This is a genomic window from Mesorhizobium sp. WSM4887, from assembly GCF_029625865.1.
Taxonomy (GTDB): Bacteria; Pseudomonadota; Alphaproteobacteria; order Rhizobiales; family Rhizobiaceae; genus Mesorhizobium.
The window spans coordinates 930,276-950,398 of sequence record NZ_JARTVP010000001.1; the positions used below are offsets into that span (position 1 = coordinate 930,276).

At 65.0% G+C, this 20,123-nt stretch carries 8 protein-coding genes; 6 read left to right on the plus strand and 2 right to left on the minus strand.

Features of this window, described 5'->3' with window-relative positions:
• Window positions 1–238: 238 nt before the first annotated feature.
• Together P9230_RS04475 and P9230_RS04480 are read right to left on the minus strand one after the other, a co-directional pair.
• Window positions 239–6,292 (minus strand): translocation/assembly module TamB domain-containing protein, encoded by a 6,054-nt coding sequence (locus P9230_RS04475; RefSeq protein ID WP_278118335.1) that lies wholly within the window; start codon window positions 6,290–6,292, stop codon window positions 239–241.
• A 2-nt stretch (window positions 6,293–6,294) separates the two neighbouring features.
• Window positions 6,295–8,223 (minus strand): autotransporter assembly complex family protein, encoded by a 1,929-nt coding sequence (locus tag P9230_RS04480; RefSeq protein WP_278117583.1) that lies wholly within the window; start codon window positions 8,221–8,223, stop codon window positions 6,295–6,297.
• Between the two features lie 278 nt (window positions 8,224–8,501).
• Here P9230_RS04480 and P9230_RS04485 point away from each other — a divergent pair, with 278 nt between their 5' ends.
• The 6 genes from P9230_RS04485 to cysW all read left to right on the plus strand — a co-directional run bounded on the left by P9230_RS04485 (window position 8,502) and on the right by cysW (window position 20,102).
• On the plus strand, window positions 8,502–13,982 hold the full coding sequence (locus tag P9230_RS04485) for an alpha-2-macroglobulin family protein (RefSeq protein ID WP_278117585.1): 5,481 nt from the start codon (window positions 8,502–8,504) through the stop codon (window positions 13,980–13,982).
• Between the two features lie 163 nt (window positions 13,983–14,145).
• Window positions 14,146–16,236 carry a penicillin-binding protein 1C gene (gene pbpC / locus P9230_RS04490; protein ID WP_278117587.1) on the plus strand — a complete coding sequence of 697 codons (2,091 nt, stop codon included), beginning with the start codon at window positions 14,146–14,148 and terminating at the stop codon, window positions 16,234–16,236.
• A 100-nt stretch (window positions 16,237–16,336) separates the two neighbouring features.
• Complete coding sequence (locus P9230_RS04495; protein ID WP_278118337.1) at window positions 16,337–17,035, plus strand: M15 family metallopeptidase; 699 nt, start codon at window positions 16,337–16,339, stop codon at window positions 17,033–17,035.
• Window positions 17,036–17,235: 200 nt separating this feature from the next.
• On the plus strand, window positions 17,236–18,264 hold the full coding sequence (locus P9230_RS04500) for a sulfate ABC transporter substrate-binding protein (protein WP_127214004.1): 1,029 nt from the start codon (window positions 17,236–17,238) through the stop codon (window positions 18,262–18,264).
• A gap of 109 nt (window positions 18,265–18,373) precedes the next feature.
• Window positions 18,374–19,225 carry a sulfate ABC transporter permease subunit CysT gene (cysT, locus tag P9230_RS04505; protein WP_278117589.1) on the plus strand — a complete coding sequence of 284 codons (852 nt, stop codon included), beginning with the start codon at window positions 18,374–18,376 and terminating at the stop codon, window positions 19,223–19,225.
• Window positions 19,218–20,102, plus strand: coding sequence for a sulfate ABC transporter permease subunit CysW (gene cysW, locus P9230_RS04510; RefSeq protein WP_067328919.1), 885 nt, complete (start codon window positions 19,218–19,220; stop codon window positions 20,100–20,102). The genes cysT and cysW overlap by 8 nt, the downstream gene beginning before the upstream one ends.
• Window positions 20,103–20,123: the final 21 nt, after the last annotated feature.

Here is a 20,123-nt window from a genome sequence, read left to right on the forward strand (position 1 = left end):
TAACATTCCGCATCCAGACCGTGATGTCAAAAGCCGGTTTGGAATTGGAACATGGTGGGGAATGTGCAACTTTGGAATGGGGCCGGTTGGCGTGATAGCGACAGCCTTGACGCAAATTTGTTAGTCCACAGCACATTTCCAAAAATTAACAGGGCAATCAAATCAAGACATTGCCGGCGGACAGGGCCTCGTGCGCGCGCCAAAAGTCCTCTTCAGCCCGCCGGGGCGGGCAACACCGTCAATATTCGCGTTCGTAAAAGACGCCGCCCTTGGCTTCGCCCGCATCGTTGGCCTCGCCGCGCAGCTTCACGCCCCTCCCGACATTGAGATCGATCGTCGCCTTGCCGGAGCCCGGTTTGTCGCCCTTCTGGATTGTCACATAGGTACGGTCGTTGAGATACTTGCCGGCCGAAACCGCGGTGCCCCCCTTCTCGTCGGTCGTCACGTCGAGATCGTCGATGCCGATCGCGCTGCGTAGATTGTCGAGCAGCGAGGTCGTGCCGCCGGCGCCGGCCAATTGCGCGGCCGCGTCGGCGAGCTGGGCGATCTGCAGCGGCGAGAGATTGGACATCGAGCGGCCGAAGATCAGTTGCGCCAGCACCTCGTCCTCAGGCAGCGCCGGTGCGGAGGAGAAGTTGAACTTCGGGTTGGTCGCTTCGCCCGAAACGACGATGGTGACGGTGGCGCTGCTGGTCGTCGTGGTCGCGGTCAGGTTGAGGTAAGGCACAAGCGAACCCTGGAACCCGACTGTGCCCTCGGTGAAGGTCAGCCGCTTGGCAAGGATCGTCAGCCGGCCGCGTTGCAAGGTGAAGGTTCCGACGGCCTGCGGCGAGGATGCCGGGCCGGTCAGCTTCAGCGAGCCGCCTAGCTCGGCGTCGACGCCCCTGCCCTGGATGAAGATCTGATTCGGTGCGTTGACCGTCACGTCGAGGACAAGGCCGCTGCCGCTGCTGCCGCCGCTGGTGGATGTCGGCGGGTTCAGAGCCCTGTCCTGCGCGCGCACCGCGCGCGGCGGGTTCTTATGCTTCACATCCAACTCCGAGAGCGAACCGGGCAGTTTGTCCGGCACGGTGATGACCGTCCTCGCCAGATTGATGGTGCCGGCGATCACCGGCGCCGACACGAGCGGGCCTTTAATGGTCAGGTCGCCGCCGAGATTGGCGGTCACCACCCTGCCGTCGGTGTAGCGGGCGTCGGTGAGTTTTATCGACAGGTCGGCCGGAAAACCTTGCGCCGGCGTGATGCCGACGGTGCCGCTCGCCGAAAGGCTGCCGCGCGTCGACAACGTGCCCGTAAGGCGATTGATCCTGGCGACGCCGCCGCCGATCGAGACGTCAGCCCCGATGTCGTTGACCGCCAGCCCGGAGCGCGCGTCGATCAGACGGGCGCCCGACGTCGAGACTTTGCCGCTGATCACCGGCGCGGATACAGGACCGCGCACCTGCACGTCGACATTGGCGGTTCCGTTGAGCGCCAGGCCTTGCACGGCGAGTTTCGAGGCAAGGAAGGAAAACGGCACCTTGCCTTTGAAATCGAGCGCCAGGGTCGGCCCGCCTGCCGTCGTCACCGTGCCGCCGCCCTTGAGACCAAGGCCGGCGCCGTCGCTGATGTTGGCGTCGAAGGCAAGCTTGCTGCCGGCAAAGGTTCCCGACGAGGATACGTTCATGCCGCCGAGGCCTGCGCCCCGCGTCTGCGAAGTCTGCACGCCCGAAGCATCGACATTGAAGGCGACCGTCGGAGTGGCCGGCGCGCCGGAGACCTTGACCGTGCCCGAGATCGAGCCTGCCGCATCGAGGCCAGGCGAGAAACTGTTTGCGAGCGAGACCGGCACCCGGGCCAGATTGGCGTTGATGTCGAGCGTCTGCGTGACCTTGCCCGTCACCGTCGCCGTGCCGCCGCCGAGATTGAGCACCAGCCGGTCGAGCGTCGTCGCGCCGTTGGCGATGGTCACGGTCGAGGCCTGCGCGATCGCCGCCTTGATGCCTTGCACCGTCGCTTGGCCCGACGCGAGCTCGACGGTCGTCGTGCCGTTCGCCACTTTCACCCGGCCGGCCGCTTTCGCCGGAATGTTCTTCACGGTGGCGCCGCCGGAAAAGGCGGTCCAGTCGCCATCGCGCTTCAGGTCGACATCGATGCCGGTAACGGCAGTGCCGCCGGAGGTCACGCTGTCGGCGCGGATCTTGCCGGAGATGACAGGTGCTGCGAGGTAATTGGCGATCTGGGCGTCGACGGCGACTTTTTTGGCCGAGAGGTCGCCGCGCCTGATCGCCGCCGTCGTTGCCTTGACGGCGACGTTCGGTGCGTTGCCGGCCTTCGAGAAGGCGATCGCGCCGCGGACGTCGCCTTCCGCCTTTTCTAGCGCAAGCGCCGCCAGCGGCCCGATGTCAGGAAGATCGAGCGACACGGTGCCCACCGGCACGAACGCTTCGTCGAGCGCGAGGTCGCCCGAAACCTTGTTGTCGCCGAGTGCAAGGCTGAGGCCCTTGATCGCGCTCTTGCCATTGGCGGTGGCAAGCACGGCATTGCCCTGCAGCGGCTGTCCGGCGACATTGCCGGTCAGTTGCACATCGGCCGCCGGATTGGCGGCATCCGCCTTGCCTGTCGCGGTGAGTTTCAGTCCGGTGATCTCGCGCGCCGCCACGGACAGCCTGTCGCTGTTCACCGTCAGCGAGAGGTCGGGCGCCATAATCGGACCTTGCGCATTCAGGCCAAAAGCGATGGCGCCCTTGGCGTCTTTCGACAGCAGCGAAACGTCGCTCAACGCCCCCCTGATGTCGGCGGCAAGCTTGTTGTCGGCAAGGCTCGCCTGCCCGTCGGCGCTCAGCGCGCCCGAGTTGAGCTTCAAGCCGGAGACATTGACGTTGCCGTTGGCGTCGCGTTTCAGCGCGGCGCTCAATTGCGCGCTCTCGCCCAACATGCCGCGCACCGCCGCCGGCAAAGCGGAAGAAGCGACATTGGCGTTCACATTGAGGTCGACGGCGCCGTCGCGCAGCGACATGCGGCCGGCGACCTGGCTGTTGAGCGCATCGCTCTTGAGCGAGCCGCTGTTGACGGCAACGGCGTCGCTCGTCAAACGGCCATTGACCTCGGCCGTAACCTTGCCGGCAACCAACGGCGCGATCATCGGATTGTCCAGGCCGATCCTGTCGATCGACACCGTCCCGGAGACCGGGCCTGCCCGCCCCTTGAGATCGAACGCATCCGAATGCAGCGCAACGGCAAGGCCGTCCACATTCACCTGGCTGGCGGCAACCGAAGGCAGGATGGCGGAAGCCTCGAGGCGGGCCTGCGTGCTTTGGCCGGCTATCTTTGCCGACAATGACTGGACCTCGATCTTGACCGGGCTTTCGGCGCTGCCGATCGTCAACGGCAGGCTGGGTCCGGATGACGTCAGACCGAGCGAAAAATCGCTGACGCCGTTCGGATTCAAGCTGCCGGCGGCGTTGCCGGAAATCTTGTCGCCCGCAAGCGTTGCATGGTCCAGGGCCAGGCCGCTCGCCAGACCATAGCTGCCGGCGGCATCCAGATTGAGCGGCCCAAGTCCGGCCTGGCGGGTCTGGCTGGTCTCGGCGCCGGCAAGCTTGGCGTCGAACTCGATATCGGGATTGGCCGACGGCCCCGTGAGGTGTGCCGTGCCTTCCAGCGTTCCGGCAGCATCGAGGCCCGGCACGAAATCATTGGCGAGCGCCGCAGGCAGGCTGGCGAAATTGGCCGTCAGGTCGAGGATCTGGCCGGCGCTGCCGGAAATGGTCGCCGAGCCGCCGCCGAGATTGAGCGCAAGCTTCTCGACGCTGGCGACGCCGTTGGCGATTGCGAGGCGCGACGGCTCGGCGATCGCCGCCTTGATGCCGCGCAGGGTCGCTTCGCCGGACGCGATCTCGACGCTGGTCTTGCCGTCGGCGATCTTCACGCGCCCGGTCGCGGTGGCCGGAATGCCGGATGCCGTCGCGCCGCCGGAAAAATTGGTCCAGTCGCCGTCGCGCCTCAGGTCGATGCCGATACCGCTGACCACTGTCTTGCCGGAAGTGACGCTGTCGGCCTTGATCGTGCCCGATATTGCCGGTCCCTTGAGATAATTGGCGATCAGCGCATTGACGGTGATCGCTTTCGCCGCCACTTCGCCGCGCGCGATCGATGTGCTGGCCGCATTGATGGTGAGGTTCGGAGCCGCGCCATCCTTGGCGAAGGCGATCGTGCCGTTGATATCGCCGGTTGCCGTCTGGCCGCCTAGCGCCGCCAGCGGGCCGACATCGGGAACGGCCAGCGTCAGCGTGCCAACCGGCAGGAACTGGTCGTCGAGCGCGAGGTCGCCCGAAACCTTGTTGTCGCCCAGTGCAAGGCTGAGGCCCTTGATCGCGCGCTTGCCGGCGGCGGTCACCAACGACGCCTCGATGTCGAGCGGCTGTTCCTCGACGCTGCCCGTCAGCGAGATATCGGCCGAGGGGTTGGCGATGTCGGCTTTGCCCTTCGCCGAGAGCTTGATGTCCTTCACCGTGCGGCCGGCCGCCGTCAGGCTGGCGCTGTCGGCCGACACCGAGAAATCCGGCGCCCAGCGCGGACCGCTGGCGGTCAGCGCGAAATTGACCCCGCCGGCAAGCGGCGTGCCCGCCAGCGACGACAGCGCCGATACATCGCCCAGCGTTCCCTTGACGTTTGCCTTGATATCCGAGCCTTGCGCGCTGGCGGTGCCGCTGGCGCTGAGCGAGCCGGAGGTGAGTTCCAGCTCGTTGGCCGCGAAAGCGCCTTCCGGATCGCGGGTCGCGGTAGCCGAGAATTTCACCCGTTCGCCAAGCAGCGAGCTGATCTGCGGCGGCAGCGCCTTCGATACGGCGTCGGCGTTCATCTTCAGCGTCATCGACAGGTCGGCGAGCGAGACGCCGGCGGTCAGCGCGGCATTGAGCGCATCGCTGCGCAACGTGCCCTGGTCGACGGTGACGGTGTCGCGGCTGATCGAACCGGCGAGATCAGCGGCTAGCTTGCCCGTCACCAGCGGCGCCAGGGTCGCCACGTCGGTCTTCAGGCCGGCGGCCGCGAGCTTGACATTGACCGGCCCGGTGCGGGTCGCGACGTCGAAGCCGTCGGAATGGACCCGTCCCGTCACATTGTTGAGCTGCGTGCCGCCGACGGCGATCGAGGCCAACGAGGTGCCGATGTCGACTATCGGCGCCTTGCCGTCGCCAAAGGCGCGTGCGGTCGCCTTCTCGACCGCGACCAGGATCGGCACCGCGCTGGTGCCGACGTCGATGGTGACGGGCTTGTCTTTGGCTGAGAGCTCGACGGCAAGATCGCTGGCGCCCTTCGGGTCGACATTGCCGGTGGCCGTTCCGTGCACGGCGCCGCTCTCTACAATTGCGCGCTCGATATCGATCCCGCCTGTCGTGGTCGCCGTCCCGGCCACGTCGAAATTCGTTTTGCCGGCAAACAGCGACTTGAACTTCTCCGGCAGGAAGCGCTCGAATTCGCCGTCGCCTTTGGCCTCGATATAGTGGCCCTTGTCGCTCAACTGATGGCGGCCGGTGAGCTGGGCGACGATCTGACGATCGACAACGAACGTGCCGATGCCGTTCCAATTGGCGAGCGGCCCCGTTCCGGAGACGACGATATCAACGGGGGGCGCATCGGGGAGCTTGAGCAAATTGGCGATGATGCCGCCGGCCGGCTCCGACGCCTTGAGATCGAGGTCGAGCTTGTTGTCGGCCGGCGCGAAACGGACCTTGGCGTCGACATTGCCCTGCTTGCCGTCGCGGCGGGCGACTTTGAGCACCGTGTCGATCGCCAGCGGCGATGGATCGGCCTTGAGCGAACCCTTGGCGGCAAGTTCGGCAATCCCGCTGCCGGCGAGCTCTTGCCCGAGCGCGATCTCCGGCAGCTCGATCTCTTTGACGTCGATCGAGACCGGCAGACTGTTCGATGCGCCTTGCGACGGCTGTTGGCCGGCTCGTGGCAGCCGCGCCAACTCGATGCGCTCGGCTTCGATGCGATCGGCGCTGAAGTTGCGCGACAAAAGCGCCGTCGGCGACCAGTCGAGCGCCACCTTGCGCGCCACCAGCCAGGGCCCCGTGCGATCCTCCAGCACGACATGATCGAGCCTGAGCTGACCGGACCAGATGCCTTCGATACCGCTGACGGTGATCTTGCGGTCCTCGGTCGAGGCCAGCTTCGAGATCAGACCGGCGAGATTCTGACGGCCGCCTTCGGTGCCGGTCAGCACGGCGAGCGCGCCGATCGCCACCACCAGCAACAGGAGCAGCGTGTAGAGGCAGATACGAAGGATGCGCCAGAATATCCTCATCATCAGAACGCCTGACCGATGCCGGCATAGAGGCCGAAATGCGGATCGCCCGGATCGCGGTTGAGCGGCACGGCGGCGTCGATGCGCAGCGGCCCGAATGGCGTAAGATAGCGCAGACCGACGCCGGCGCCGACCTTGACGTCGGAGAAATCGGGGAAGGATTTGGTCGAGACCGTGCCGGCATCGACGAACGGAACGATGCCGATCGTGTCGGTGACGGCCATGCGCATCTCGACCGAGGTGTCGAACAGGGACAGGCCGCCGATCGGCTGGCCGTCGATGTCCTTCGGGCCGATACCTTGATAGGCATAGCCGCGCACCGAGCCGCCGCCGCCGGAATAGAAGCGCCTGTCGGCCGGAACATTCTGCAGCCCGGTGCCAACGATCGAGCCGAGCGTGGCGCGTTCGGCGAGGACGAATCTGCTCGCCGTATCGAGCGACTGGTAAGCCGAGCCTTCGCCCTTCAACTTGAGGAAGGTCGCGCCGTTCAGAATGTCGTAGCTCGGCTCGGCATAGGCGAGCGCCCGGAAACCCCTGGTCGGGTTGAGCTTGTTGTCGCGGCTGTCATAGACATATTGCAGCGGAATGCTGGCGATCAGATAGGTGTGCTTGCCGAAGGCGTCGGTGATCCTCGAGTAGTCGAGGTCGAATTCGGCCGAGACCCGCTGCCTCTTGTCGAGGTCGTAGGAGACTCCAACGTCGCCCTTGACCGAGAAATGGTCATAGGCGTCGGGGTGCTCCAACACGGTCTTGACGCCGGTGAAGAACTTCGATGTCGGCCCGAGCACCCCCGGCTTCTCGAACATGATGCCGGCATTGTAGTTGAGCGCGGAAATGCTGTTGCTGCCGATGCCGCTGATGGAGCCGTCGATGCGCAGCTTCTCCGCCTGGCCGAACAGGTTGCGGTGGCCCCAATAGCCTTCGAGCCCCAGTCCTTCCGTGTTCGAAAACGTGCCGCCGACGCCGAAAAAGCGCGGCTTGCGCTCGCTCACCTGGACGTCGATCGGAATGTTGCCTTGAGCGTCGAGGCTCTCGCCCTCCTTGATGGTCACGCTGTTGAAGACTTCGAGCCCGAGCAGCCGATCGCGGGCATCGTCAATCTCTTGCGGCGAATATTGCTGGCCCCGCTTTAGGTCGGTCATGTATTCGGTGAAGTCGCGATCGACCTTTTCGGTACCCTCGACGGTGGTGTCGCCATAGCCGGCGACCGGGCCGGCCGCGACCGTCAGTGTCACGTCGAGCGTCGAGGTGTCATGGTCTGCGACGATCTCGCGATCCGTCACCTGGGCTAGCGGTCTGCCCTCTTCCTTGAGCGCTCGCACGATCGCCGCTTCGGCCTTGAGCACGGCACCCGAACTGGCGTCGCCGCCCGCGATCAGGCCGAAATCGGCGCTCGCCAGGCCGGCCGCGTCGCCTTTCAGTCTGATGTCGCCGAGGGTGAATTTCGGCCCGGCGGCGATGCTGACGACCACCGGAATGGGCTGCGGCCCCTTGAATTCGGCGTCCGGCGGCAGTTCGTCGATGGACTTGCCCTCTATGGTGATGGTGACCACGCCCTCGTAGCGGGCGTCGGCATAAAGGGCGGCAACCAGTTGCTCGCGGTCGCTGCGCGCCTTGGCCATCAAGCCGAGCGACCCTGATACCGGATGCTCCTCGTCATTTTTGAGCGCCGAGGCATCTTCCAGCTTCTTGACCAGATCCTTGTCGGCATCGGGAGCGTCCATGGTCACCGAATAGCGCAGCGGATCGACGATGTCGGCATCCTCGTCCTTGGACGAGCCCCAAAGCTTGATGCCGAAAATCTCGAAAGCAGCCGCCGGCCGCGCTTCGCCGGCGAGCATGGCAGCGCAGACGAGCGCCAAAAGCAGGGCGCGCGGAAGCCCGCGCCCTGGCGCGATCCCTCCTGACATCTGCGTTTCATACGCCGGCATTACGCTAACCTAGACGACAAAACTAAAATTGGAATGAAGTTCTGAAACGCTCGTAAAGGGGCCACAATCCAATTGTCTGAAATAGACCGGGCTTGGAATTCACACCTTTTGCGCCTTCGCAAGAAAGCGTGAACCCTTGTCCCATGGAGGTTCTGTCGAAATACCGGCCTGTGGCCGGCATGGAAACCGTTGGCGGGTTGAAAACCTGCCGCGTTCGGCGTTGACAAGCCTGTTTGATGCTTGATCATGCCCGGACGCTGCAATGTCGGGAGGGTGATATGGCAATGCGCGCGGCTCGTGGTTTCTCGTTCCTCATTCTTCTGTTCTTTGCCTTGAGCGGGGCCGCGCAAGCGGCCGAAGCCCGGCGAATCGTGACGACTGACAATTCCGACTATTTCGGTTTCGACCTCAGGTCCGACCAGAATGTCAGCCTCGACCAATGCAAGACCACATGCCTCGGCGATCCCGCCTGCCGCGCCTTCACCTACAACACCAAGGCCAAATGGTGCTTTCTCAAATCCGACTACAATCAGCTGAAACCCTTCAGCGGCGCCGTCGCCGGCAAAGTCGCAAACGTCGATGGCGACCCCGATATCGGCGCGCCGCCTCCACTTGCCTTCTTCCCCAACTGGATGGCCGATCAGGCCCAGCAGTTCCGCAACAAGCTGACCGATCCGGCCTATGACAAGCCGACCGAAGGGCTGGCCGCACTTCAAGCCGCGGCCGAGCAGGCAGCGCTGACCGGCGACCATCGCCTGGCCATGCAGAAATACCAGGCGGCGCTGTCTGTCCTGCCCGACGACGGCGCGCTCTGGCTGGCGCTGGCGCGCGAGACGCTCGGCGTGCAGCCGGCTTCCAACACCTCCGAACCCTCTACCCTGCCGGCAAACGTCACCTCGGCGGCCTTCAACGCCTATAAGCTGGTGCGCACGGCAAAGACCCGCGCCGAGGCGCTGGCGCTGCTTGCCGCCGGCCTCGACAAGCGCGACCTTTTCCGGCCGGCCATTCAGGCCTATGAGGCGAGCCTTGCGCTGGTGAACTCGCCAGCCGTGCAGGCCGACTACGCCGACCTCAAGGCACGCAAGGGTTTCCGCGTCATCGACCATTCCGTCGATGCCGATTCCTCTTCGCCGCGCATCTGCGCCCAGTTCTCCGAGGACTTGGTGAAGACCGGCGTCGACTATTCGCAGTTCGTCACCGTCGAAAATGCCGCTCCCAAGGCTGTCGAAGCCAAGGACAAGCAGATCTGCGTCGAAGGGCTTGAACATGGCCAGCACTATGACGTGACCTTTCGCGCCGGTCTGCCGGCCGCGATCGGCGAGACGATTGCCGCTCCGGTCGTGCTGTCGATCTATGTCCAGGACCGCGCCCCGTCCGCCCGCTTCACCGGCGACAGCTTCGTGTTGCCGGCCGGCGCCCGCCGCGGCATTCCGGTCGTCACCGTCAACATGAGCGCCGCCAAGATGAAGCTCTACCGCATCGGCGACCGATCGCTGGCGCAGCTTCTGTCCGGCTACCAGTTCCTGCATCAGCTCGACGGCAATGACATTTCCACCATTTCCGACCAGATGGGCGAGCCGGTCTGGGAAGGCACGCTCGACATCGCCAACGACCTCAACAAGGAGGTCACCACCTCCTTCCCGGTCGACGAAGCGATCCCGCAGCGCAAGCCCGGCGTCTATGTGCTGACCGCCCAGCCGGTCGACGACAAGAGCGACGATTATGGTTCGCGCGCCACCCAGTGGTTCGTCGTTTCCGACATCGGTCTGTCCACTTATACCGGCCAGGACGGTCTCAACGTCTTTGCCCGCTCGCTGGGCTCTGCCAAGCCGATTGCCGGCGCCGAACTGACGCTGCTTGCCAAGAACAATGAAATCCTCGGCACGGCGACGTCCGACGCCGAGGGCCATGCCGTTTTCAACCCCGGCCTGACGCGCGGCGAAGGCGGCATGGTGCCGGCGGTGCTGATGGCCAAGCAGGGCGACAACGACTTCGTCTTCCTCGACATGGGCCGCGCCGGTTTCGATCTGTCGGACCGCGGCGTTGCCGGGCGTGCCGCGCCCGGCGCGCTCGACGTCTATGCCTGGACCGAGCGCGGCATCTACCGCGCCGGCGAAGACGTCCATGTCGCCGCCCTTGCGCGCGACGGCGCCGCCAAGGCGGTCGAGAACCTGCCGCTGACCTTCATCTTCACCCGACCCGATGGCGTCGAGAACCGCCGTATCGTCAGCGACGGCGCTTCCGCCGGGGCCCATGCCGTCGATCTGTCGCTCGAGCCTAACGTCATGCGCGGCACCTGGTCGGTGTCGATCTACACCGATCCCAAGCAGGCACCGGTCGCCAGCCATATGTTCCTGGTCGAAGACTTCGTGCCGGATCGCATCGAGTTCGACTTGACGGCCGACAAGAAGGAAATCGCGCAGGGCGAGACCGCCAATGTCAGCGTCGACGGCCGCTTCCTCTATGGCGCGCCGGCCGCCGGCCTCGCGCTTGAAGGCGAGATGACGCTGTCGACCACGGACAGCTGGGATCGGTTTAAGGACTTCACCTTCGGTCTCGCCGACGAGCAGTCGGCCGAACCTTCGGTGAGGCCTTTGGCCAACCTTCCCCTCGTCGGCGACGACGGCAAGGCGACCTTCCCGGTCTCGATCGACCAACTGCCCTCCACCACCAAGCTGATCAACGCCAAGGTCACAGTCCGCATGCGCGAAGCCGGCGGCCGTGCCGTCGAGCGCTCGCTCGACATCGCCGTCCATCCGGAAAAGGAGACGATCGGCATCCGCCCGGATTTCGAAGGCGGCGAGGTGCCGCAAGGCGGAACGGCGAAATTCAGCATCATCGCCGTCGATTCGAACGGCAAACGCGAGGAGCTGAAGGGCGCGCAGTGGTCGCTGGTCAAGGTCGAGCGCAATTACCAGTGGTACCGTTCGAACAATTCCTGGAACTATGAAGCGGTGAACCTCACCAAGGCCGTCGCCAACGGCCAGATCGACCTGAAAGCCGACGGCGAGGCGACCGTGTCGCTTCCTGTCGACTGGGGCCGCTACCGGCTCGAGGTCGAGACGGCCGACCCCGATGGCCCGGCGACCAGCTATGAGTTCGACGCCGGCTGGTACGTCGCCTCTCCCGCCACCGAAACACCAGACGGCCTGGAGATCGCTCTCGACAAGGACACTTACGCCGCCGGCGAGGTGGCCAAGCTCAAGGTGTCGCCGCATTTTGCCGGCGAACTCCTGGTCACCATCGGCGCCGAGAAGCTGTTGAAGACCGTCACCGCTTCGGTGCCGACCGGCGGCAGCACCGTCGACATCCCGGTCGGCAACGACTGGGGCGCCGGCGCCTATGTCACGGCGACTTTGTTCCGGCCCGGCGATGCGCAGGAATCGCGCATGCCGGCCCGCGCAATCGGCGTCAAATGGCTGACCGTCGATCCGGGTTCGAAAAAGCTCACTGTTGCGCTTACGCCGCCTGAAAAGACGGCCCCGCGCCAGCAGCTGTCGATCCCGGTCGCCGTCAGCGGCGCGCAAGCCGGCAGCAAGGCCTATGTGATGGTCGCGGCCGTCGATGTCGGCATCCTCAATCTCACCAACTACAAGGCGCCCGATCCGGAGGACTGGTTCTTCGGCCAGCGCATGCTGGGTCTGGAAATCCGCGACTTTTATGGCCGCCTGATCGACGGTTCGCTCGGCACCACCGGCAAATTGCGGACCGGCGGCGACGGCGCCAACATGCAGTCGCAGGGCAGCCCGCCGACCGAGAAGCTGGTCGCCTTCTTGTCCGGCCCGGTCGAGCTCGATGCCAACGGCAAGTCGCGGATCGATTTCGACATCCCGCAGTTCAACGGCACCGTGCGCGTCATGGCCGTCGCCTGGACCAAAGAGGCCGTCGGCCATGCTCAAACCGACGTCATCGTGCGCGATCCGGTGGTGATCACCGCCGGCCTGCCGCGCTTCCTGGCGCCTGGCGATGCCGCGACCATGCGTCTCGACATCGCCGACACCGACGGCCCTGCCGGCGACTACAAGCTGTCGGTCACCACGACCGGCGATCTCTCGACCGGCGACAAGCCCCTGCCCGAGAAGCTGACGCTTAGCCAGGGCAAGCGGCAAGCGCTCTCATTTCCGCTGATCGCGCAGACGGCGGGCGACGCTTCGATCACCGTCAAGCTCGCGCATAACGGCGGAACCGAGGTCGAGCAGACGCTCTACCTGCCGGTGCGCCCGGCGCAGCTCCCGGTCACCAACCGCATGGTAGTCGACCTGAAGCCCAATGGCGGCGCCTTGCGCGTCGACAAGGAGCTGCTCGCCGCAAGCGTGCTTGACGGTGCTTCGGTCAGCGTCGGCGTCTCACAGGCAGCCGCCTTCGACGTGCCTTCGCTCTTGATGACGCTCGATCGCTACCCCTATGGCTGCGCCGAGCAGACAACCAGCCGTGCCTTGCCGCTGCTCTATGTCAACGACATGGCCAAAAGCATCGGCATGGAGAGCGATCCGGACCTGCATGGGCGCATCCAAGATGCCGTCTACAAGGTGCTGAGCTACCAGGCATCAAGCGGCAGCTTCGGCCTCTGGGGCCCGGGGTCCGGCGATCTCTGGCTCGATGCTTATGTCACGGAGTTCCTGACCCGGGCACGCGAGCAGAAATACGACGTGCCGGCTCAGGCGATGAACCAGGCGCTGAACAACCTGCAGAACTCGCTTGGTTATGACCAGGACGTCCAGGATCGCGGCAGCGAGATCGCCTACGCGCTCTATGTGCTCGCCCGCAACAAGAAGGCCTCGATCGGCGATCTGCGCTACTATTCGGACACGCAGCTCGAGTCCTTCTCGAGCCCGATGGCTGTCGCCCAACTGGCCGCGAGCCTGGCGCTCTATGGCGACACCCAGCGCTCGGAGGCGACTTTCCAGACGGCCTTGCGGCTGGCACAGGCAAGCACCGAATACGACTATTATCGCTCCGATTATGGCTCGCCCCTGCGTGACGGCGCGGCGATGCTTGCGCTGGCCGCGGAATCGAAGCCGGTCCCGAGCATCGTGCCGCAGCTGATCAGGCTGGTGGCGCGTGAACGCGCCGACGCCCGCTGGACGAGCACGCAGGACGAATCCTGGATGCTCCTTGCGGCAAGGGCGCTGAAGGAAGGCAACAATTCGATCACGCTTTCCGTCAACGGCGCGCCGCATACCGGCGGCTATTCCGATCGGGTTGCCGGCAACGATCTTGTCGACAGCCCGCTCACCATCGCCAACACCGGCACCACGGCGCTACAGGCCGTCGTCACCGCGGTGGCGGCACCCGTCGAGCCGCTGCCGGCCGGCGGCGACGGCTTCACCATCGATCGTACCTACTATAGGCTCGACGGCACCGAGGCCAACATCACCGAGGCCAGGCAGAACGAACGCTATGTGGTCGTGCTCAAGGTCTATGAGCAGAACAAATGGCCCTCGCGCCTGCTGATCACCGATCTGTTGCCGGCCGGCTTCGAGATCGACAATCCGAGCCTGGTGTCCAGCGCTCAGTTGTCGAACTTTTCCTGGCTGGCGCAGACCGACGCCGCGCATCTGGAGTTCCGCGACGACCGCTTCGTCGCCGCCTTCAATCCCAACGAAGGCGACGGCGACCGCAACATCACGCTGGCCTATGTCGTGCGCGCCGTGAGGCCCGGCACCTATGCCCATCCGGCGGCGACGGTGGAGGACATGTACCGGCCGCAATATTCGGCCCGCACCGCCTCCGGCATGGTGGAGGTCAAGGCGGAGTAAGTATTCCGACGCTGGCGATCACAAACATGGCGATAGCGCTGCCCCTCATCCGCCTTCCGGCACCTTCTTCCCGTGAAAGACGGGGAGAAGGGACAAGCTCCAGCGCTGACGCCCCCCTCTCCCCGTCTTTCACGGGAAGAGGGTCAGGGTGAGGGGCAGCACCATGCTTTCCAAAAGATTTTTGCGCCGCGCTGCCATAACGGCAGCTTCCTCCGCCGCCTGTCTTGCCCTTTCCGTCGCCGCTCTCTGGCAGCTCGACCGCGCCTTCCCGCCGCCGCTCCCGGCGCCGCTGACGGTCTCCACCGAAGTGCAGGACCGCGACGGCGAACTCTTGCGCGCCTTCGCGACGCCGGACGGCTACTGGCGGCTTGGGACCCGGCTCGACCAGGTCGACAAGCAGTTCGTCGACATGCTGGTCGCTTATGAAGACAAGCGCTTCTGGGACCACCGCGGCGTCGACGTGCTGGCGCTTTGTCGCGCCGCCGGGCAGTTCGCCACCAGCGGCCACATCGTTTCCGGCGGCTCGACGCTCTCGATGCAGCTTGCCCGTCTGATCGAGCCGCGCGACAGCCGCAGCCTCGCCTCCAAGGCCAGGCAAATCCTGCGCGCCATCCAGATCGAGCGGCGTTTGTCCAAGCGCGAAATCCTCGAGCGCTACCTGACGCTGGCGCCCTATGGCGGCAACCTGGAAGGTGTGCGCGCCGCCTCGCTCGCCTATTTCGGCAAGGAGCCGAAGCGGCTGACCGTATCGGAAGCAGCACTTTTGGTCGCGCTGCCGCAGTTGCCGGAAAAGCGCCGGCCAGACCGCAATCTCGACATCGCGCATGCCGCGCGCGACCGCGTGCTCACCCGCATGGTCTCGGCCGGTCTGCTCAACGAACGAGAGGCAGCGCGCGCCGCGCTCGACGACGTCTCCGGCCTGCGCCGCAAGCTGCCGGCATTGGCCGCGCATGCGTCCTACGCCATGCTGCCCAAGGCTCAACCCGGCAAGCCGCTGCAACTCACCATCCGCCGCAGTGTTCAGCAAGGGCTGGAGCAGGTGGCGAAAGAGGCCGCCAGGAAGCTCGGCCCAAAGCTTTCCGTCGCCATGGTGCTGGCCGATGCGCGCACCGGCGACATTCTTGGCGAAGTCGGTTCAGCCGATTTCTTCGACGCCAGCCGATCCGGCTGGATCGACATGACCAAAGTAGTGCGCTCGCCCGGCTCGACGCTGAAGCCGTTCATCTATGGGCTTGCCTTCGAGCAAGGCCTAGTGGCGCAGGAGACGATCATCGAGGACAGCCCCGCCGACTTTGGCGGCTACCGGCCGAAGAATTTCGACATGGGCTACCAGGGCGACGTCAGCATCAGGCAGGCGCTGCAGCTGTCGCTCAACGTGCCGGCGATCCGGGTGCTGGACGCAGTTGGTCCCGCGCGGCTCACGGCGCGCTTCCGCCAGGCCGGCGTCAACCTGGTCCTGCCGCTCAACGAGGCGCCCGGGCTGGCGATCGGCCTCGGCGGCGCCGGGGTGACTTTGCGCGACCTGGTGCAGCTGTATACCGGCCTCGCCAATGGCGGCAAGATGCACGCGCTGCATGACGGCACCGAGCCCGCCGATGCCGAGCGCATCACCGCCACTATCCTCGACGACCAGGCCGCTTGGCAGATCGACGACATCCTGTCCGGCGTGAAGCCGCCCGAAGGTGCGGCCCAGCGCGGCATCGCCTACAAGACCGGCACATCTTACGGCTATCGCGATGCCTGGTCGGTTGGCTTCGACGGCCGCTATGTGCTTGGCGTCTGGGTCGGCCGTGCCGACGCCGGCCCGGTACCTGGCCTCTCCGGCTATGTTTCGGCCGCGCCCATTCTCTTCGAAGGCTTTGTCCGCTCGGGTTTGGCCAGCGTGCCGCTGCCCGGCCGGCCGCCGGGTCTCTTCAATCCCAAACGCGAAGAATTGCCGGTGACGCTCGCCCGCTTCGGCGCCGGCTCCGACGGGCTGGTGCAGGCAACGCCGACTGAACCGGCGCCCACCATCGTCTTCCCGCCGGACGGGGCTCGCGTCGACCTCGGCACCAATTCGGCGGACGCTTCGCCGCTTGTGCTGAAGCTGCAGGGCGGCCGCGCGCCCTTCCGCTGGCTTGCCAACGGCAAGCCGCTCGCCGGCATCGACCGCCGCCGCACCGCGACCTGGCAGCCCGACGGCACCGGCTATTCGACGCTCACCGTTATCGACGCCGCCGGGCGCGCGGCCAGCGTGAAGGTTTTCGTTGAATAGAAGCGGGCAAGCGATTCGGCGCGTTGCGCCTTTCAAGGATCGAAAGGCACTTCTCTCGAGGCTTATTGCGAAGCACACCCGTCCTTCAGCGGGAGCAGCTATAATCCTCCCGGCACTGGCTCTCCTGGCTGCCTTCTCCGCCCACGCCGACCCCCTGCCCGCCGGATTCGTCCGGCTCGCCGATGTCGATCCGACCATTCGCCAGGACATCCGCTATGCCGGGCTGGGAAACTTCCTGCAGCGCGAGGTCGACGGCTACGAAGCGCCGGTCTGCATCCTGACCGCGCCGGCGGCGAAGGCGCTGTCCGGCGTCCAGAAAGCAATGACGGCCGAGGGCCTCACGCTGATCGTCTTCGACTGTTACCGCCCGGCACGCGCCGTCGCCGACATGGTCAGATGGACAATTCAAGGCGGCCCGCCCGATCCGCAATGGTATCCGAAGGTCGAGCGCGGCGACCTCATCGCCGAGGGCTATGTCGGCGAACTGTCCAGCCACTCGCGGGGCTCGACCGTTGACCTCGCCGTCGCTGAGCTTGACAAGACAAGCCCGGCTCATTCCGCTTGCGGCGCGACTGACGCCCGCACGCTCGACTTCGGCACCGGATTCGACTGTTTCGATTCGGCGAGCGAGACGGCCCACCGCCCGCTGCCCCTCCAAGCGACGGCAAACCGCACGATGCTGCTTTCGGCCATGCGCGCCGCCGGCTTCCGCAACTATGCGCGGGAATGGTGGCATTTCACCCTCGCCGACGAGCCGTTCCCAAAGCAGCGCTTCGATTTTCCGGTGACCGCCGACTAGGGCACAGGACTTGCCCGGATCGCGGCCGGTTCTAATTAGGCCCGCTGACGAGGAACCACGCTGCTGGCAAGTGAGGAAGATATTTCCTGGACTGGCCGCCCCTCGGCGAAAAATTGCTGCAAGGAGATGAAAAAGGCAACATTGAGTGCATCTAATTTCTATAAATTCGCTAGAGTTCGGGCCGTTCAACGGAGGCGGAAATGACCAACCCTCATTTCGGGAAACTGCTCGGCGCGCTGGTCGCCACATCTGTCCAGTTCGGCTCGCTCGGTTTCGCATTTGCCGATACGACCATTCTGAATGTGTCCTACGACCCGACACGTGAGCTCTACAAAGCCTATGACGAGGCCTTCACCGCGCACTGGAAGGCGGAGACCGGAGAAACCGTTACCATCCAACAGTCGCATGGCGGATCCGGCGCCCAAGCGCGAGCCGTCATCGACGGTCTCGACGCCGATGTCGTGACGCTCGCGCTCGAGGGCGACATCAACGCCATTGCCGCGAAGACGAAAAAGATCAATCCGGACTGGCGCACGAAGTTCGAGAACAACTCGGCTCCCTACACCTCGACCATCATCTTCCTGGTGCGCAAGGGCAATCCCAAGGGCATCCATGACTGGAGCGATCTGGTGAAGGACGGCGTCCAGGTAATCACGCCGAACCCCAAGACCTCGGGCGGCGCGCGCTGGAACTACCTCGCCGCCTGGGCTTATGCCAATGCCAATGACGGCAATGACGAAGCCAAGACCAAGGAGTTCGTCGGCAAGCTCTATGCGAATGTCCCCGTCCTCGATACCGGTGCCCGCGGCTCGACGGTGACCTTTGCGCAGAAGGGGCTGGGCGACGTGCTGATCGCCTGGGAGAACGAAGCCTATCTCGCGCTCGATGAATTCGGCGCCGACAATTTCGACATCGTCTACCCGCCGACCTCGATCCTGGCCGAGCCGCCGGTCGCCGTCGTCGACGGCAATGTCGACGCCAAGGGCACCCGCAAGGTCGCCGAGGCTTATCTGAGCTGGCTCTATTCGAAGGAAGCCCAGACCATCATCGCCAAGAACCACTATCGTCCGGCCAAGCCCGACCTGGTGCCTGCCGAGGATCTCGCCAAGCTACCGGCAATCAAGCTCGTCACCATCGACGATCCGCAATTCGGCGGTTGGAAGAAGGCGCAGCCTTATCATTTCGGCGACGGTGGTATATTCGACCAGATTTACAAGCCCGCCCAATGAAGCATGGCGGCCATAGGCCGGATGAAACCTGATTGGGTCTATTGTACGAGTGCCCGAGCCGAGGCGAAGGGCACTCTGGTCTGAGTAAGAAGGGACGATCCAGAACAGCATGAACACAGCACCCGCCAAGGCGGGGTGGCGGTTCAGACAGCCGAGTGTCATTCCGGGCTTCGGATTGACGCTCGGCTTCTCGCTTGCCTACCTCACGCTCATCATCCTCATTCCGCTTTCGGGGCTGGTCTGGCGTTCGGCCGCGCTCGGCTGGACCGACTTCTGGGCGATCGCCGTCGACCGGCGCACTCTCAATGCGCTGAAGATCAGCTTCGGCACCGCCTTCCTGGCCGCCGCGGTCAACGTCGTCTTCGGCACCATCGTCGCCTGGGTGCTGGTCCGCTACCGCTTCCCCGGCCGACGCATCGCCGATGCGATCGTCGACCTGCCCTTCGCCTTGCCCACCGCAGTCGCCGGTATCGCGCTCACCACACTCTATGCGCCGAATGGCTGGATCGGCCAGCTTCTGATGCCGCTCGGCATAAAGGTAGCCTACACCCCGCTCGGCATCGTCATCGCCTTGGTGTTCATCGGCCTACCCTTCGTGGTGCGCACCGTCCAGCCAATCATGGAGGAGCTCGACAGGGAGGTCGAGGAAGCTGCCGCCACGCTTGGCGCCAACCGCTTCCAGACCATCACTCGTGTGCTCTTCCCGGGACTGGCGCCGGCCATCGTCACCGGCTTCTCGCTCGCCTTCGCGCGCGGTGTCGGCGAATACGGCTCGGTCATCTTCATCGCCGGCAACCTGCCCTTCAAGTCGGAGATCGCGCCGCTCCTCATCGTCATCCGGCTCGAGGAATACAATTACGAGGCGGCGACCGCGATCGCCGCGATCATGCTGGCGCTGTCCTTCGTGATGCTTTTGGTCGTCAACCTCGTCCAGACATGGAGCCGCAAGCGCTATGGCTGATCCCGAGATCAAATCCTACGAACCGCATCACGAAAGCCAGTCGGCCGCGGTGACCGAAAGCAGGCCGGTGCGCTGGGTGGCGATGGGAATAGCCTTCGCCTTCCTCGCCGTCTTCCTGCTTCTGCCGCTGATCGTTGTCTTCCACGAGGCGCTTAGCAAAGGCATCGGCGCCTACACGGAGGCGCTTGCCAGCCCCGACACGCGCTCGGCGATCCGCCTGACGCTGCTGGTGGCGGCGATCTCGGTGCCGCTCAACCTCATTTTCGGCATCTCGGCTGCCTGGGCGATCGCCAAGTTCGAGTTCAAGGGCAAGGCCTTTCTGACCACCCTCATCGACCTGCCGTTCTCGGTGTCGCCCGTCATTTCCGGCCTGGTTTATGTGCTCCTCTTCGGGGCGCAAGGCCTGCTCGGCGCGTGGCTGAAGGCGCATGGCATCGTCATCCTGTTCGCCGTGCCGGGCATTGTGCTCGCAACCATCTTCGTCACTTTCCCCTTTGTCGCCCGCGAGCTGATCCCGCTGATGCAGGAACAGGGCAATGGCGACGAGGAGGCGGCCCTGTCACTCGGCGCCAATGGCTGGCAGGCCTTCTGGTATGTGACGCTGCCCAACGTCAAATGGGGCCTGCTCTACGGCGTGCTACTCTGCAACGCGCGCGCCATGGGCGAGTTCGGCGCCGTGTCGGTGGTCTCAGGTCACATTCGCGGCCTCACCAACACCATGCCGCTGCATGTGGAAATTCTCTACAATGAGTATAACGCCGTCGGGGCCTTCGCGGTCGCCTCGCTGCTTGCCGGCCTGGCTTTGGTGACGCTGGTTTTGAAAACACTTCTGGAGATGCGCTACGGCGCCGAGATTGCCGCGACACGCGGACATTAGATGCATGCCGCCCGAAACCGC

Coding starts and splice junctions, on each gene's coding strand:
- pbpC (WP_278117587.1), top strand. CDS start 14,146: ATGCTTTCCAAAAGATTTTTGCGCCGCGCTGCCATAACGGCAGCTTCC.
- cysT (WP_278117589.1), top strand. CDS start 18,374: ATGAACACAGCACCCGCCAAGGCGGGGTGGCGGTTCAGACAGCCGAGT.
- P9230_RS04475 (WP_278118335.1), bottom strand. CDS start 6,292: ATGAGGATATTCTGGCGCATCCTTCGTATCTGCCTCTACACGCTGCTC.
- P9230_RS04480 (WP_278117583.1), bottom strand. CDS start 8,223: ATGCCGGCGTATGAAACGCAGATGTCAGGAGGGATCGCGCCAGGGCGC.
- P9230_RS04485 (WP_278117585.1), top strand. CDS start 8,502: ATGGCAATGCGCGCGGCTCGTGGTTTCTCGTTCCTCATTCTTCTGTTC.
- P9230_RS04500 (WP_127214004.1), top strand. CDS start 17,236: ATGACCAACCCTCATTTCGGGAAACTGCTCGGCGCGCTGGTCGCCACA.
- cysW (WP_067328919.1), top strand. CDS start 19,218: ATGGCTGATCCCGAGATCAAATCCTACGAACCGCATCACGAAAGCCAG.